The organism is Amycolatopsis roodepoortensis (assembly GCF_014873915.1).
In the GTDB taxonomy this organism is placed as follows: domain Bacteria; phylum Actinomycetota; class Actinomycetes; order Mycobacteriales; family Pseudonocardiaceae; genus Amycolatopsis; species Amycolatopsis roodepoortensis.
This window is the reverse complement of record NZ_JADBEJ010000005.1, coordinates 3,175,786-3,191,976: the sequence shown is the minus strand read 5'-3', so window position 1 is coordinate 3,191,976 and position 16,191 is coordinate 3,175,786. Positions and strand designations below refer to the sequence as shown.

Here is a 16,191-nt window from a genome sequence, read left to right as displayed (position 1 = left end):
TGCGGACGCGCTGCTTTGGTCCTTCAAGTTCACGGTCGAGTCTTGCTGTTTGGCGCGTTGCCGGAAAGTGGCGACAGGCACCCTACGCAGGGCTACGCGTTGGCCGAGAAAGGGCCGCCGCTGACAGGTCTCGTCACCGGACCCCGCGTCGCCGGAAAGCGGCCACGGATGGCGTGTGCGGCCGCGCAGCTTTGGCCATTCAAGTTCACCGCCAAGTCTCGCCACTAGACCTGCGTCGCCGGAAAGCGGCGACGGGCCCCCTGTGCGCAGGGCGCCACGCTGGTCGTGAAAGGGCCGCTGCTGATAGGTCTCGCCGTTAGACCCGTGTCGCCGGAAAGCGGCGACGGGCACCCTGCGCGGAGAGGCGCTGCGTTGGCCGTTCAAGGGCACATTGACAAGTCTCGCCGTTGGAGCGCGTGGCCGAAAAGCGGCGACGAGCACCCCTGTGCGCAAGCCTCCACGTTGGCCGTGAAAGGGCCGCCGCCAAGCCCCACCACAAACCTGCGTCGCCGAAAAGCGGCCACGAAAGGCCGGACGCACCACTCAAGACCCCAAAGCCGCCAACTGCCCAGCAGTGAGCCGTTCCACCAACGGAACCGCCCGATACTCCCCATCACGACAGTCCACCCGAACCGGGCCCGCGATATGCGGATGCTCTTCAGCCACCCGCAAGGCGGCCGCAGTCCGCTCAACAGACCAGTCGAGGGCCGAAGCGAGAGCCACAAGGGAAAACCCCCGTCCGGCGTGCAGGAGTGCGGCGAGCACGGTCAGGGCGTCACCGGCGAAGACGGCGACGCGGTCGTCGTGCATGATTTCGTCGATGCGCGCGTGGAATCGGGAGAGGTCGTCCATGCGGGCGCCCGCGGGGGTCGCGACGCCGAGGACTTCGGCGCCCTGACGGGAGACCTTGACCCATTCCTGGTTCGAGCGGACGCTTTCGGCCCACACGCGCTGTGGCATTTCCTCGTCGATGACGTATTGCTCTCGCCGGCCGTCGCGTTCCCGTTTGAGCATGGCCTGTGCTTCGAGGTAGGCGACGGCGTTCGAGATCGAGGCCGGACTGACCTGGAGCCGCCGGGCGAGCTGGGCGGCGGTGAGCACGCCGTCGTCGCTGACGGCCAGGCACGCGAGGACCCGTGCGGTCATGCGCGGCAGTCCGGTCGCCACGATCATTTCGGCGAAGTCGGTTTCGAAGGCGCGCACGGCTTCCGGGTCCCGTCCGTAGCCGTTCTCGACGACGGGGACGGCGCGCGGTTGCGGTTTGCGGCGCCGCGCGCGTTCGCCGGTGACACGGGTCGCTTCTTCGGCGCGATAGCCGGAACGGCCGCTGTTGCGCGCGACCTCACGGCTGATGGTCGACGTCGGCCGCCCGAGCCGCCGGGCGATCTCGGCGTAACCGAGGCCGTCCTTGAGCCAGGACGCGATCAGCCGTCGATCCTCCTGCGTCAGCCTGCCGCCCGGCATGGCACCTCCTGTGCGTTCACGCGCAGCTCATTGCAACGAGGCGTTGCATTCACCGGCACGGCCGTTGCAACGATTTCCGGAAATCTACCAGCAAGAACGGCAGAAAGGCCAGCCCATAGCTTTGAGCGATCTGTAAATGCAACGTAGCCTTTGGGTATCGGTAAAAACTGGGAGGAACAGCTATGACCACCTCGGTACCCCATCTCACCGAGCTACCCCTCGAACGACCGAAGGGCTGCCCCTTCGACCCGCCCGCCGAGCTCGGCGCGCTGCGCGACGAGCATCCGCTGGTCCGGCTGACGTTCCCCGACGGGCACGAAGGCTGGCTCGCGACGGGGCACGCGATCGCCCGGGCCGTCCTCGCGGATCCGCGGTTCAGTGCCCGGCAGGAGTTGATGCACTCGCCGCTGCCGGGCGCGGCCGCGATGATGGAGATGCCGCCGGCGGCCCCGGGCATGTTCATCAGGATGGACGGCGCGGAGCACGCGCGGTACCGCAAGCTGCTCACCGGCAAGTTCACCGTCCGCCGGATGCGGCTGCTCTCCGAGCGGGTGGAGCAGGTGACCACCGAATGCCTCGACGCGATGGAAGGGCAGGGAACGTCGGCCGACCTGGTGACGGCCTTCGCCCAGCCCATTCCGGCGCTGATGATCTGCGAGCTGCTCGGCGTTCCCTATGAAGACCACGAGTTCTTCCGCCGCAACGTCCTGCCGCTGAACCAGCCGGACGCCCCGGCCGGGGAGCAGGAAGCCGCCATCAACGCGCTGGGCGAGTACCTCTACAAGCTCATCGTGGCGAAACGGGCCGCGCCGACCGACGACATCCTCGGCGAGCTGACGACCACGGAACTCACCGACGAGGAGCTCACCAGTATCGCGTTCCTCTTGCTGGGCGCCGGTTTGGACACGACGGCCAATATGCTCGCGCTGGGCACTTTCGCCTTGCTGCAGCATCCGGACCAGCTCGCGCTCTTGCGTGAGGACCCGGAGCGCATCGAAGGCGCGATCGAGGAGCTGCTGCGCTACCTGACCATCGCGCACACCGGCGCGCGCACCGCGCTCGAAGACGTCGAGATCGGCGGCCAGCTCGTCAAGGCCGGGGAGGCGGTCGCGCTGTCGGGGATGGCGGCCAACCGCGATCCGCTGAAATTCACCGATCCCGACCGGCTCGACGTCCTCCGGAACGCCGCCGGGCACGCCTCCTTCGGGCACGGGGTCCACCAGTGCCTCGGCCAGCAGCTCGCGCGGGTGCAGATGAAGGTCGCTTTCACCGGGCTGCTCGCCAGGTTCCCGAACCTGCGCCTCGCCGTGTCCGCCGAAGAGATCCCGATGCGGACGGATTCCGACATCTACGGGGTGTACGCGCTCCCGGTGGCGTGGGACTGATCGCGATGAAACTCGAAGTGGACCGGGAACGCTGTGTGGGCGCCGGAATGTGCGTGCTGACCGCGCCCGGGGTGTTCGAACAGGATGAGGAAGACGGCCGGGTCCGGTTGCTGGACCCCGAACCGGCCGACATCGGCGACGCCGTGCAGCTGTGCCCGGCGGCGGCGATCACGGCGAACGGTTGAAAACCCAGGCCAGGGGGTGCCGGGCGGGCACCCCCTGGCCACGGGATCAGCCGACCTCCGCGAGGACCTTGCCCGCGTCGGCGCTCGGCACCGCGGTGCCGGCGTAGAGCTGCTGGACCCGGGCCTTCTCCTGAGCGTTCGGGTTCACGCTCTTGCAGCTGACTCCGCCGGTCGAGCCGGACATCAGCGACGAGCACGGGCCGGGCTTCACGTCGGGCAGGCCGAGGCTGTGCCCGAGTTCGTGGGAAGCGATCCGCGGCGTGTAGTAACCCTGCTGGACGGCCTGCCTGCCCATCCACACGGTGACCGTGCCGCTCGGGCGGACCGGGCCGAGCGTGGCGCGCGGCCAGCCGTTGTCGGCGATGACCCGGATGTTGACCCGCTGCCCCGGCGTCGCCTTCACGATACGGACGTTGGTGACGTTGGTGTTCCAGACGTTGACGCCGGCGGCCACCGCGTCCTTGAACTCCGCGGCCTGGCTGTCGTCGTAGGTCAGGGTGGTCGCCATGATCTCGGCGGCACCGGCGGAGGGTGCCGTGAGCATCGAGACGGAGAGCGCGGCGCCGGTGAGCACCGCGGCGAAGGTACGTCGAAGCACGTTGAACTCCTCGCGTTAAGGCGTGCTGGAATTTCGGAGCACTGTCGACCCTGAACCCTCCGGGGTCGCCGGGGTACCCGCCGATAGTCGCCTGTCGTTAACCATGATCTTGACGCGACCGGAAGACTGTGCCGTTATGACGACGGCGCGTTTCACCGGACACGAAGCACCGATCCTCGCGGTCGCGGTGAAGGGAAACCGGCTGGTCACCGGGGGTGCGGACCGGACGGTGCGGGTCTGGGACCTGGAGACCGGAGAGCAGCGTTTCGCGCTGAGCGGCCATGATCGGCCGGTGCTGGCGGTGGGTATCTCGGGTCAGTACGTGGTCGGTTGCGATGGGGCGACGGTGCGCCGCTGGCGGATCACCGGTACCGGCGCGCATCCCCCGGAGGTCCAGACCACTAAGCGGACCGTGGCGGTCGCGGTGGCGAAGGACTTCGCCGTGTCCGGCGCGGGAAGCACCGTCGAGGTCCGGCGGCTGGACGGTGCGACGGCGCGGACCCTGCGCACCGGCGGCCCGGAGGTCGAGTCGGTCGCGGTGACCCCGGACGGCCGCGTCGTCGTCGCCGGGGACGACGCCGGTGGCGTACGGCTGTGGGACCGGGAAATCGTTTCCCACTACCGGTTCGGCGGCGCGGGCGCGGTCCACGTGGTGGCGATCTCGGCCGACGGCGAGCAGGTGCTGTCCGCCGAGGGCGAGATGGTCCGGTTGTGGGGGCGCAAGGGCGATCCGGCCCTCGTCTTCCCCGGGCACACCGGTGTGGTGCGGGCGCTGGCCTTCGGCGCGGATGGCAAATTGGTGCTTTCCGGCGGTTCCGACGGCGAGGTCCGCGTCCGCGAGATCGACGACCCGCGGGACTACACGCTCCTCAAGGGACATCAGGGGAACGTCCGGGCGATCGTCTGCACCGCGGGCAACGAGAAGATCGTCACGGTCGGGGACGACCGCACGATCCGGGTGTGGGACCGCTTCGGCAACCAGATCGACGGCACCGGTTTCGTCGAGCCCAAACCGGGCCGGGCGCGGCCGCGGATCACGCCCGACGTCGAAAGCCCCGTCGACCTGATCGGCTTCCACGACGACGTGCGCACCCTCGCCGCCGTCATCGCCGACCGCGAGACCAGCCCGCCGCTGTGCGTCGCGCTGCTGGGCCCGTGGGGTTCCGGCAAGTCGAGTTTCGTCCGCCAGGTGACCGACCGGGTGGCCGAACTGGCGCGCCGGTCCCGCGGCGACGCCGCGAACAGCGTGTTCACCGGTGAGATCCGGCAGATCCGGTTCAACGCCTGGCAGTACCACGACGACCATTTGTGGGTCGGCTTGGTGGACCACCTGTTCCGCAATCTCGGCGCACCCGAGACGCACGCGGACGCCGGCGAGGTCCGCGCCGAACGCGAGGAGCTGCGGAACCGGCTCGCGGGGCTGAAGGCCGTCAAGGCGGATTCCCCGCTCACCTGGCGCTGGCGGCTGCTGGTCTCCGGGGTGGACCGGGCCGAACGCCGTCGGCGGAGGCTCGCCGTCGCGGGGTACGCGGTGCTGGGCGTGCTCGGTGCCGCCGCGGCGATCGCCGGCTGGGCCTTGTGGCACAACGCGATCCTCGCGGCGGCGGGTGCCGTCGTCGCGCTCGGCGCCGTGCTGACCCCGGCGCTCACCACCGCCAGATCCGCGCTCGCGCCGGTGAAGTCCACATTGGACAGGCTGCGGCACGACGTCGACAAACGCGCGGAAAGGTTCGAGGCCGAGGTCCGGGAGACGGAGGAACGGCTGCGGCGGCTGGACGCGGCCAGCAGGCTCGGCGATCTCATCGAGGAGGCGAAAACCGGGAGATACGGGGACTACCAAGGGGTTTTCGCCCGGGTCCGGGAAGATCTCGCGAATCTGAGCGCCGATCTGGTGGACGCCAGGGAGGAATGGCTGCGGGCGGGCGGCAAGGGCAAGCCGCCGCTGGAACGGATCGTGCTCTACATCGACGATCTCGACCGCTGTCCGCCGTCGAAGGTGATCGAAGTGCTGGCCGCGGTGCATCTGCTGCTGGCGCTGCCCGCGTTCGTCGTGGTGGTCGCGGTCGACCCGCGGTGGTTGCGGCGCTGCCTCGACCAGCACCACGAGGAACTGTTCGGCGCGGGCGAGGCGCGGCGGGCGGAGTACCTCGACAAGATCTTCCAGATCGTGTTCGCCCTGCGCCCCATGGGAACCGCGGCGGACGAGCTGATCGACGCCCTGATGCCGATCGAGGAACGGGAACCGGGGCCGTCCGAGCCCGAAGAATGGCCGGAGGAGGAGGGCAGCCCCGAAGACGGCGAAACAAGGGAGGTCGTCGTCCAGGAAACGGCCCCGCCGACGTTCTACAACATGCGGCCGGACCGGTTGCGGCTCACCGAGGTCGAACGCGCTTTCGTCCACGTACTGCGGAAAAGGCTGAACACGCCGCGCGAGATCCGGAAGCTGGTCAACCTCTACCGTCTCGTGCGCATCGGTATCCCGGACGCGGAACTGGCGCGTTTCGTCGACGGTCCGTACCGTGCCGTGCTCGTCCTCCTGACCCTGCTGGTCGCCGATCCGGACGCCGCGCGCAAGACGTTCATCGCCCTTTCCGACGGGGAGTCGTTACGGGAGGCCTTTCCACCTGAATGGCGGCTGGACGCCGAATCCTTCGATGATCTACAGGTCTACCGGAATTGGGTGGGCACCCTCGCCCGTTTCAGTTTCGAAACCTACGATCTCGTGACCGAGGAGGCGGAACCGGGAACCACGTTGTAGCTACACTTGCCCGCTACGACGGCTAGGGGGCGGCGCATGCGGAGAACAGGCTGGCTATCGCTCGTCTTCGGCGCGCTCGTCGGGACGCTCGTGATCGTCCTGCTCGCCACCATGGTCACCCCGCCCTCGAACGCGACCAGGCCCGACTGCGTCCGCCTGATCACCAGTTCCTCCACGGAGAAGGGCGATCTGATCGCCGAACTGGCCGAGCGGTACAACAACACCGGCCGGACGTTCGACGGCGGCCGGTGCGCGAGGGTCGAGGCGCACAAGAAGACCTCGGGCGCCACGCTCGACCTCATCGCCGACGGCTGGAACGACCTCGACCAGCACCACCCCGAGCCCCAGGTCTGGCTGCCCAGTTCGTCGCTCTGGCTCGATCTGCTGCGCCAGCGCGGAAAGGGCGAACGGATCAAGTCCGGGCCGAAGACCTCGCTCGCGACCAGCCCGATGGTGATCGCGATGCCCGAGCCGATGGCCAAGGCGATGGGCTGGCCGGGCAAGACCCTCGGCTGGGGTGACGTACTGGAAGTGAACCGGAACGGCGGCTGGGCCTCGAAGGGCGCGGCGTACGCCCAGTGGGGGAACTTCACGCTCGGCAAGGACAACCCGCGGCGGTCGACGTCCGGGCTGGCCGCGACCATCGCGACCTATTTCGCGGCGACGGGCGGCGACTACGGCAAGATCGGCACCGCGGAGACCGTGCAGTTCGTCCGCGGGATCGAGGCGTCGGTCGCCTACTACAGCGACGATTCGGTGGCCTTCCTGAAGACGCTGTACGACGAGGACCGCAAGAAACCGACGCCCTACATCAGCGCGATGGCGATGCAGGAGCAGATGGTCTACCTCTACAACCGCGGCGTGCCGACCGGGGATCCGGCGCAGCTGAAGGCAAACCCCGTCCCGCCGCTGCGCCCGCTGGTCGCCGTCCACCCCAGGGAAGGGACGATGCTGATCGACCATCCCTTCCTGGTCACCGCGAACGCGTCCCCGGAGCAGCAGTCGGCGGCCAAGGACTTCTACGACTTCCTCCTGGAGGCCGCCCAGCAGGATCGGTTCCGTGAGCTCGGATTCCGCGACCCCGGCGGTAACGGGACCCCGGAGCTGGCCGGGGTCGTGGGCACCCAGGGAGCCCAGGAGCCGCCGAAGATCGGCGTCCCCACCGGCGAACAGATCCAGAAGATGCTGGACGGCTGGGAGTACACGCAGCGGCGGGGCCGGATCCTGCTGGTACTGGACCTGTCCGGCTCGATGAACGAACCGTTCGACAAGAACCGCAAGGACAAGCCGTACTCCGAAAGCCGGATCGCCCTGCTGAAACCCGCGATCCGGAAACAGCTCGAGTATCTGCATCCCGAAGACGAGGTCGGGCTGTGGACGTTCTCCGACGGGTACGAGGAAAAGATGCCGATCGGCAAGGTGAAGAACGTCCGCGGCCCGATGCTCGACCTGGTCGAGAACCTGACCCCGAAAGGCGATACGGCGCTGTACCAGACCGTGATGGCCGCGAACGAGAAGATGCGGCGCGAGTTCGACCCGAACCTGATCAACGCCGTCGTCTTCCTGACCGACGGCGAGAACACCGAGGCCGGGACGAAGGAGCAGGTGCTGCAGAACGTCGACGCCGAGCGGCTGGACAACTCCGTCCGCATCTTCACCATGGCCTACGGCGCGCAGGCCGACAGCCGCGTCCTCGACGAGATCGCGCAGAAGTCCAAGGCCCGCAGCTATCAGGCCGTCGACCCGCACGGCATCGACAAGATGTTCGTCAACGTGTTCAGCAACTTCTGACATGGCCGAGTACGACAACCGGCCGTTCCACGTCGTCGCGGTGGTGCTCGGCCTGATCGCCGGGATGATCGGCCGCGCGGTGACCTATCCGCATCCGCAGGCCTGGCTTTTCGGTGCTGTCGCGGCGTTGGCCGTGCTGGTCCCGGCCGAGACCGCGTTCTTCGTGCTGAACGGCAGGCGCCGGAGGCCGGCGCGGGAGAAGCGCGCGCCGGAGCCCGCCGCCGCCTTCGATCACTACAGCCTGCTCGGCCGGGCGCTGACGGCCATCGAAACCGTGCGGCCCGGGGAGACGGAGTTGTCCGGCGTCTTCCGCCGGGCGGTGACCCGGCTCGAAAACCGCAAGGACCGCAACGCCCCCGAAGTCGTCGAGCTGCGGGTGACGGTGAAGCAGACCACCGAGAAGCTGGAGCGACACGCGCGGGACGAGAACCCTGATCCGGTGATGCTCGTCGAGCGGATGAGGCTGTACCGGGAAACGCTCGAAGACGCCCTCGCGGCGGTCGAACCACGGTGAGTGTTCGGTGGCGAACAGACTACGGCCGTGCGTCATGCTGATCTGAGGGCATGCCGTTGATCGGGCGCCGGGTTGTCGAGGGCGTGGAACATGTGGTCGTACCGGTGGAGCACCGGTTCAGCCTGGAGGAGGCCGTGCTGGCGGTGATGGCCGCCAAGAGCACCGTGCGGCCCGCTCCGGGGATCAAGGTCGCTCCGCTGAAGGTGTCGGAGGTACGGTCAGCGCTGCTCTATGCGGCGAAACACGCCGACAGACGACACCAGATCGTGGACAGCTACTTCGTCGAGGCCGAAGACGGACCGTTGCACCGGTTGGCCGAGTGGATCAGATCGGAACTGGTCCGGCTGGGCATCTTCACCACCCACGACGGTTCCGCCGCCGGATCGGGTGGCCGATTCGGTTACTCTCCGCGATAGGTGTTCACGACTGCCTGGGAGGGTGTCTCGTGGGTTTGGGCCAGGAGGCCGCCGAAGAAAGAGAACGTCCGTTCCTGGAGCGACTGGACGAACCCGTCCGCGCCCGGTTGCTGGAGATGGGCACCCCGCAGACCTACGAGGGACGGCAGGCGCTCATGCGGGCGGGCGAACCCGGCGACTTCGTCATGCTGCTGCGGCACGGCTACGTGAAGGTGACCAGCGCCGACCGGATGGGCGCGACGGTCATCCTCGACGTCGGGGTCCCCGGCGATCTGCACGGCGAGATCGCGGTGATAGCGGGCGGTATCCGGATGGCCGACGTCGTCGCCATCGAAGAAGTGCACGTCCGGCGCATCGCGGCGAGCGAGTTCAACCGGTTCCTGCTGGAACATCCGGCGGCGATGCGGGAGGTGCTCGTCAGCGTCGCCCGCCGGTTCGTGCTCGCCCAGCGGCAGCGGACCCAGTCGTGGAAACCGCAGGCGGTGGCCAGGGTCGCGACCAGATTGGACTACCTCGTCGACGTCTGTGGCATCCGGACACCCGACGGCTGGCGGATCGGGATCCCGTTGAGCCAGGACGAACTCGCGCAGTTCATCCCGATGGGCCGGACCATGGTCGCGCAGGCACTGGACAAACTCCGGAAGGCGGGAGTGGTGGCCAGTTCGCGCCGGGCGATCACCGTCATCGACCGCGAGGCATTGCGGGTGGTCACGGAAAAAGGTGTGACTTAGCTCACTGGCGTTGACCTGCGCGAGGTCATGTTTTGTTCGGTTCCGAACAGAACTTCCGGTGAGGAGTGGGAACACTGCTTCCTGCCGCCAGTTTTCACCGATCAGGGGAGGGGTCGCAGAGATGCAGGTGCTGACCTCAGGCCGATACAACGCGCACACCCACGCCGTCCTGTCCGTCGACATCGTCGGTTCGTCCAAGGCCAGTGACGACCTGCTGGACCCGATGAAGACCGAGATGGAAACGCTGGTTTCCCGCTCGTTCACCGCGGTCGGGCTCGCGCCGGGGGAAGCGCGTCACTTCCGGGAGACCGGGGACGGGCTGATGGTCGCGTATCCGGACCACGCCGTCGGCCAGCTCTGCGAGGTCGTGTTCCATCTGGACCATCTACTCCGGACCCGCAACCGCTACGCCCGGGTCCCGATGCGGGCGCGCGTGGCGGTCCACATGGGACCGATGGCGGACAACCACCGCTACCACCGCACGTACATCACGCTGACCCGGCTGCTGTGCGCCTCCACCTTCAACGACGCCGTGGGCTACTGGTGCCGTTCGGATCCGACGGGCGACAAGTTCGGCGCCGGGATGATCGTGTCGCAATCCGTGTGGCGCAACGTGGTCGAGCCGTTCGGGGTCGCGCTGGTCCCGCCCGCCCGCTGTGCCCGGATCAGCGTCACCACCCCGGATTTCGCGGACAGCGCGTGGATCCACCTGCCCGGCCTGGACGCGGAAGCGGTCCTCGCCGAACTGAACCCGGCCGTCGCGGTGCCGCTCGTGTTCGACCGGGTGAGCCGGTTGTCCACGACGGCCTGACCCAGACCGGGCGGTCCGGTTTCCAGGGAGGGAAAACCGTATCGCTCGCCGGTTCCCGGCCCGGTACCCCTACGCCGGGCCGGGAACCGGACCCCCGGCGCGGGGGTGGGGGCGCGGGTCATCCCCGCCGCGCCCCCACTTGCTCCGTCCGCTACTGCCGGCAGCGCTTACCGCTGTTGACGCACTTCACCAGCTGGTTCATCAGCCGCTGCGACATGACGTTCGCGAAGTCGTCGTGGTCGGAGCGGGGATTGTGCTTCTCCTGCGCGAACGCGTCGACCGCGTACTGTCCGGCGGCCTGAACCTCAGGCGGGATGTTGTACACCAGCGTGATCCGCAGCTGCGGCACGTTCTTGAAGCCCCGCGGGCATTTCCCGTTGCGGTCGGAGAACACGATATGCGTCCGGTGGTTCGCGCTGTCGGTGTTCTTCCCGTCCCAGCAGTTCGGGAACGAGTGGATCCGCGTGACCTTGCTGCCCCGCGGGCAGATCGGGTACAGCTCGGTGAGCCGGTCTTCGAAACCGGTACAGGTCCAGCTGGGCCGCGCGTTGGCCGGGCCGTTGGTGCTCTGCTTGGCGTCGCCGTAGAGCACGCGCAGGAACTTCGGCATCGCGACGACCCGGCGGGCGCCGCCGCTGGTGAAGGTCAGGTCGACCTTTTCGGCGCGCTGGATCTCGCCTTCGTTGTCGCCGATCTCGTTGTTGTCGTTCACGCCGGGCAGGTCGGCGGCGTTGCCGTCGGACTTCTTCTTCTCGGCGTCGCCCGCGGCGTTGACGTTGCTGTTGTCGCCGCCGTTGTCGAGGCCGCCCTCGCCGTTCTGCTTCACCGCGCAGCCGGCGAGCTGCTCTTCGTCCTTCGCGACCGGCCGGCCCGCCTGTCGCATGGTGTCGCTGATCTGCTTGATCGACGGCTTCCGCTTGTTCTTCAGCTCGTCGAGCACCTGGCCGGCCTGTTTTCCTTGCGCCAGCTGGTTGTTCGCGTTCTCGGACTCCCGGTCGAGTTCGTCGAGGTTCTCGTCGACCGCGGGCATGGCCTGGTCGGGCACCTCTTCGAGTTCGCTGGCGACGTCGGGGCAGTCGACCTGAGCGGCCGCTTCGTCCTTCGCCGCGTTCGCGCGGTCGGCGGCGAGTTTCTCTTCGTTCGCCGCCTCGTTTTCTTCCTCTTCCTCGGTGTTGATCCGGATGACCGGCCAGAAGTAGGCCGACTTGTCCCCGTTCTTGCACGTGGTGCCCGCGCGCAGCAGGCTCTTGTTGTTCGAGTCCGCGTTGGTCGACAGGTTCCCGACGTAGTCGTGCAGATGCTCGGCTCCATTGCGGACACCGGGCTGCGCGATGAAGTTGTCGCCGTTGAAGTGGCCGTTCTCGTTGCGGCCGCAGTCCACGGTGAACGTCCCTCGTGCGCCCCGTTTCGCGAGGTCGAGGTTGACGTTGTTGCCGCGGGGGACCTTCGTGATGTCGATGAAGAAGGATTTGTCCGCGCCGTCGGCCCTGGCGGCGTCGGGGGTTCCGGTCGTGTTGAGCACGACGATCCCGCCGACGGCGAGGGCGAGGGCGGTGGCGCCCGTGGCGACCTTGGTGCGGCGCGCCATGCGATGGCGGCCGGCGGTTCTTTGGTTACGGGGCATGAACTTGTTCACCTCGTTCGGTGTCGTTGCGCGGAGCCCGGGGGATGCGGCGCCGGCGGCACCGGCGTCACTGACTCCGCGTTGGCTGAAACGGCCCCGACCGACAGCCGGTTCAAAACGCGACCTCGCCGTTATGCTTTCGTTACCTGGCGGCGGTGGTGATAGGCGAGTCCCAGAACGATGGTGATCGGTCCCCACAAGGCGAGCGGCGCGAGGCAGATCGTGGCCAGCGTTTCCCAGGCCTCGTTGACGTAGGCGGCGTTTTCGGCGACGCCGAAGAGGGTCAGCCTGCGGCCGTCACCGAGGGGGATCGAGCTGAAGAGCGCGGTGAGGATCAGGCCTCCGGCCACGGCGGGAACGACCGCCGCGAGCGGCCGGATCGGTTTGCCGCCGACGAACGGGATCCACCGGGGTGCCACCTCGCCCCAGCCCCGGACCAGGCCGATCGCCAGGATCGCGAGCACCTCGGAAACCACGCTCAGCGTGAGGACGTACGGGATGCTCAACCAGTAGTCCGGCATCGCGCGATCGTGGACCTGCCCCATTTCGAAATGCACCGCGAAGGGCAGCCGCCACAGGCACGAAGGCAGCAGGAGCCAGGGGAGCGCGTAGGCCAAGCGCGTCGCCCAGCGGGGAACCGGCCGCTCCGTGTCGCTGACGACCGGGGGACGGTGAAGGATCTTCATGAAGTCGATCCTGTCGCCGTGAGGCGCCGGAAAGATCACTCGCGCGGACAAGCGTCCTCCTTCCGGAGAGGGAAAAGGCCCGGCCTCGGGGCAGTCGAGGCCGGGCCGGTTTCCCACTGATCAGACGTCCACCTTGTCCTTGGGCTCCGCCTCGGTGGCGGTGGGACGGGCAGGCAGGAAACGCTTGATCACCGGGAAGAACAGGATCACCAGGATGATCACGTAGACCACGATCGCGAACGGGGTGTTGAACAACCCGGTCAGGCTGCCGTCGCTCAGTTGCAGCGCGCGCCGCATCTGCTGTTCGGCGGCCGGGCCGAGGATGACGCCGATGATCGCCGGCAGCACCGGCAACCCGTAGCGGCGCATCGCGAAGCCGATCAGGCCGATCACGAACATCACCAGCAGATCGAAGATGTCCGCGTTGACCGCGTACGCGCCGACGCTGGCGAAGAACAGGATGCCCGCGTAGAGGTACGGCCGCGGGATCCGCAGCAGCTTCGCCCACAGCGGCGCCAGCGGCAGGTTCAGCACCAGCAGCAGGGTCAGCCCGACGAACAGCGAGGCGATCAGGCCCCACACCAGCGACGACTCCCGCTCGAACAGCAGCGGCCCCGGCTGGATACCGTACTGCTGGAACGCCGCCAGCATCACGGCCGCGACCGCGGTGGTCGGCAGGCCGAGCGTCAGCATCGAGACCAGCGTTCCGGCGGCGGAGGCCGACGCCGTCGCCTCCGGGCCCGCGACGCCTTCGATGGCGCCCTTGCCGAACTCGTCCTTGTGCTTCGAGAGCCGCTTTTCCGTGACGTAGGAGAGGAACGTCGGGATCTCGGCGCCACCGGCGGGCACCGCGCCGAACGGGAACCCGATGACCGGACCGCGCAGCCACGGTTTCCACGTCCGCTTCAGATCGGCACGCGAGAGCCACGGCCTGCCGACCGGGATCGGTTTGAACGCGTTGCGCCGCAGATGCGCCGCCACCCAGAGCGACTCGCCGACCGCGAACAGCGCGACCGCCACGATCACGACGTCGATGCCGTCCGCCAGATGCAGCGAACCGAAGGTCAGCCGCGACTGCCCGGTCATCTCGTCCAGGCCGACCAGTCCGAGGGTGAGCCCGATCAGCAGCGACGCCACACCGCGGATCCGGGAACTGCCGAGCACCGAGGTGACCGCGATGAACGCCAGCACCATGATCGCGAACAGATCCGGCGCGCCGATGTCGACGGCGTGCTTCGCGATGATCGGGGCCAGCACGACCAGCGCGATCGTGCCGAGGATGCCGCCGACGAAATGCCCGATCGCGGCCGCCGCAAGCGCTTGCGCGCCGCGGCCCTTGCGGGCCATCGGGTTGCCGTCGATGGCCGCGACCACCGCAGCGCTCTCACCCGGCGTGTTCAGCAGGATCGACGTCGTCGAACCGCCGAACATCCCGCCGTAGTAGATGCCGGCGAACATGATGAACGCGCCGGTGGGCTCCAGCCCGTAGGTCACCGGAAGCAGCAGTGCCACCGCCATGGCCGGGCCGATTCCCGGCAGGACACCGATCGCGGTGCCCAGCAGTACCCCGATCGCCGCCATCGCGATATGGGTGGGGGTCAGCGCGGTGCCGAAGCCGTCGATGAGTTGCTGGAACATCAGAACACCTCCATCAACGGGCCACCGGGGAGCGGGACTCCGAGCAGGTTGTTGAAGATCAGGAAGGTCACGACGGACATGCCCGCCGCGATCAGCGGGTCACGCACCAGGTTGCGGCTGCCGAGCGCGTACGCCGCGCCCCAGAACAGGATCGCGCCCGAGATCGGGAACCCGACCAGGCCGATCAGCGCCGCGTTGGCGAGGAAGGCGCCGCACAGCAACAGCACCGTGCGCAGGTCGGCGGGCGCGGTCAGGTCGACGTCCTCGCCGCCCTCGGCCTCGCCCTTGCCGCCGCGCAGCACGTCGCGTGCCAGCAGCACGGCGACGAGCAGCAGCAGCGAGCCGACCAGGATCGGCACCGCCTTCGGTCCCACCGGCCCGCGCTGGGCGAAGTCGGTGGGAATGCTCAGCGCGTCGGTGAGCACCAGGACACCGAGCACCACGAGCCCGACGCTCACCCCGAGTTCGGAGCGCTCCTTAAGCCACGTGGTCGTCATGCCAGACCCAGCTCTTTCAGCACCGTTGCCACTCGCGTGTTCTCCTCTTTGAGAAACGAACCGAACTGCTCACCTGGCGCGAAAGCGCCGGTCCATCCGTTGCGCTGCAAGGCTTCCTGCCACTGCGGCGTCTTCTGCAGCCGCTCGAACAGGCTCACCAGCTTCGCGCGGTCCGATTCGGCGATCCCGGGAGGCGCGACGATGCCGCGCCAGTTGGTGAACTTGACGTCCACCCCGGACTCCGAAAGCGTCGGCGCGTCGATCCCGGGGATCCGGTTCGCACTGGTCACCGCCAGCACCCGGAGCGTGCCCGCCGCGATCTGGTCGCGGTACTCGCCGACCCCCGAGACGCCGAACGCGACCTTGCCGCCGAGGACCGAGGCGAGCAGTTCACCGCCGCCGTCGAACTGGACGTAGTTGACTGCCTTGGGCGCGAGCCCGACGGCCTTCGCCATCAGCATCGGCGCCAGGTGGTCCGGCCCGCCGGGCGACGAACCGCCGCCGACCTGCACCGCGCCGGGGTCCTTCTTCCAGGCCTCGATCAGCTGGCCGATGTTCTGGTACGGCGAGTCCTTGCCGACCACGACGATGTCCGACTCTTCGATCAGCTTCGCCACCGGTGTGGTGTCGAGCAGCGAAGACGGCGACTTGTTCGTGAACACGCTGCCGACGACGCCGAGGCCCATCGACATGACGAGTTTGCCGTTGCCGCGTTCGGCCACCGTGCGGCCGAGGCCGACCGTGCCGCCGGCGCCGGGGAGGTTGAACACCTCCGCGTTGCCGAGCAGGTCGGCGTCCTCCATGGCCTTGGTCGCGGTCCGCGCCGTGATGTCGTAACCGCCGCCGGGCGCGTTGGGCACGAGTACCCGCAACGACCGGATCTGCGAGCCCTCGTCGGCCTCGCCGCCCGGGGTGAGCAACGGTGGCACCAGCAAGACGGCGACGAGCGCCGCCGCGATGGCCAACCAGTTACTGGGCTTCACTGTGATCCCCGCCTCTCTGCCGCGTGGTTGGACATGTTGCACTCGTGTAAACAGAGATGTCTCGCTTAGACGCCTAAGGGTTCTTTTGTTCTTTGTGGTCACGCGGAGGT

At 68.3% G+C, this 16,191-nt stretch carries 15 protein-coding genes; 8 read left to right on the top strand and 7 right to left on the bottom strand.

All coding sequences use genetic code 11. From position 1 onward, the window contains the following. Positions 1-543: 543 nt before the first annotated feature. Positions 544-1,464 carry a MarR family transcriptional regulator gene (locus tag H4W30_RS34210; RefSeq protein WP_192746345.1) on the bottom strand — a complete coding sequence of 307 codons (921 nt, stop codon included), beginning with the start codon at positions 1,462-1,464 and terminating at the stop codon, positions 544-546. A gap of 182 nt (positions 1,465-1,646) precedes the next feature. Here H4W30_RS34210 and H4W30_RS34205 point away from each other — a divergent pair, with 182 nt between their 5' ends. Further along, positions 1,647-2,849 (top strand): cytochrome P450, encoded by a 1,203-nt coding sequence (locus H4W30_RS34205; RefSeq protein WP_192746344.1) that lies wholly within the window; start codon positions 1,647-1,649, stop codon positions 2,847-2,849. 5 nt (positions 2,850-2,854) lie between these two features. After that, positions 2,855-3,034: a ferredoxin gene (locus H4W30_RS34200; protein WP_192746343.1), complete on the top strand. Its 180-nt coding sequence runs from the start codon at positions 2,855-2,857 to the stop codon at positions 3,032-3,034. 46 nt (positions 3,035-3,080) lie between these two features. Here the strand turns inward: H4W30_RS34200 and H4W30_RS34195 are convergent, their stop codons facing one another. Continuing rightward, positions 3,081-3,632, bottom strand: coding sequence for a snapalysin family zinc-dependent metalloprotease (locus H4W30_RS34195; protein WP_192746342.1), 552 nt, complete (start codon positions 3,630-3,632; stop codon positions 3,081-3,083). 136 nt (positions 3,633-3,768) lie between these two features. On the opposite strand from H4W30_RS34195, the gene H4W30_RS34190 reads away from it, so the two are divergent. The 6 genes from H4W30_RS34190 to H4W30_RS34165 all read left to right on the top strand — a co-directional run bounded on the left by H4W30_RS34190 (position 3,769) and on the right by H4W30_RS34165 (position 10,653). Next, a complete protein-coding gene (locus H4W30_RS34190; RefSeq protein WP_192746341.1) occupies positions 3,769-6,390 on the top strand; it encodes a P-loop NTPase fold protein in 2,622 nt (873 codons plus the stop codon). A 36-nt stretch (positions 6,391-6,426) separates the two neighbouring features. Further along, positions 6,427-8,181, top strand: a complete 1,755-nt coding sequence (locus H4W30_RS34185) for a substrate-binding and vWA domain-containing protein (protein WP_192746340.1) — start codon at positions 6,427-6,429, stop codon at positions 8,179-8,181. A gap of 1 nt (position 8,182) precedes the next feature. Continuing rightward, positions 8,183-8,695 carry a hypothetical protein gene (locus H4W30_RS34180; protein ID WP_192746339.1) on the top strand — a complete coding sequence of 171 codons (513 nt, stop codon included), beginning with the start codon at positions 8,183-8,185 and terminating at the stop codon, positions 8,693-8,695. A gap of 50 nt (positions 8,696-8,745) precedes the next feature. After that, entirely contained in the window at positions 8,746-9,111 is a 366-nt protein-coding gene (locus H4W30_RS34175; protein ID WP_007034234.1) for a hypothetical protein, read from the top strand. A gap of 29 nt (positions 9,112-9,140) precedes the next feature. Next, positions 9,141-9,842 carry a Crp/Fnr family transcriptional regulator gene (locus H4W30_RS34170; protein WP_192746338.1) on the top strand — a complete coding sequence of 234 codons (702 nt, stop codon included), beginning with the start codon at positions 9,141-9,143 and terminating at the stop codon, positions 9,840-9,842. 121 nt (positions 9,843-9,963) lie between these two features. Then, entirely contained in the window at positions 9,964-10,653 is a 690-nt protein-coding gene (locus H4W30_RS34165) for a hypothetical protein (protein WP_034317906.1), read from the top strand. 151 nt (positions 10,654-10,804) lie between these two features. On the opposite strand, the gene H4W30_RS34160 is transcribed toward H4W30_RS34165, so the two are convergent. The 5 genes from H4W30_RS34160 to H4W30_RS34140 form a co-directional block, all read right to left on the bottom strand. Next, on the bottom strand, positions 10,805-12,241 hold the full coding sequence (locus H4W30_RS34160) for a DUF1996 domain-containing protein (RefSeq protein WP_192746905.1): 1,437 nt from the start codon (positions 12,239-12,241) through the stop codon (positions 10,805-10,807). A 167-nt stretch (positions 12,242-12,408) separates the two neighbouring features. Continuing rightward, positions 12,409-12,963: a hypothetical protein gene (locus H4W30_RS34155; RefSeq protein ID WP_192746337.1), complete on the bottom strand. Its 555-nt coding sequence runs from the start codon at positions 12,961-12,963 to the stop codon at positions 12,409-12,411. A gap of 120 nt (positions 12,964-13,083) precedes the next feature. Next, the gene (locus H4W30_RS34150) at positions 13,084-14,601 is read right to left on the bottom strand and encodes a tripartite tricarboxylate transporter permease (protein WP_192746336.1); all 1,518 of its coding nucleotides are present in this window, start codon (positions 14,599-14,601) and stop codon (positions 13,084-13,086) included. Then, positions 14,601-15,098 (bottom strand): tripartite tricarboxylate transporter TctB family protein, encoded by a 498-nt coding sequence (locus H4W30_RS34145; protein ID WP_126733957.1) that lies wholly within the window; start codon positions 15,096-15,098, stop codon positions 14,601-14,603. Before H4W30_RS34145 ends, H4W30_RS34150 begins: the two co-directional genes overlap by 1 nt. After that, a complete protein-coding gene (locus tag H4W30_RS34140; RefSeq protein WP_192746904.1) occupies positions 15,095-16,063 on the bottom strand; it encodes a Bug family tripartite tricarboxylate transporter substrate binding protein in 969 nt (322 codons plus the stop codon). The genes H4W30_RS34145 and H4W30_RS34140 overlap by 4 nt, the downstream gene beginning before the upstream one ends. Between the last annotated feature and the right edge of the window lie 128 nt (positions 16,064-16,191).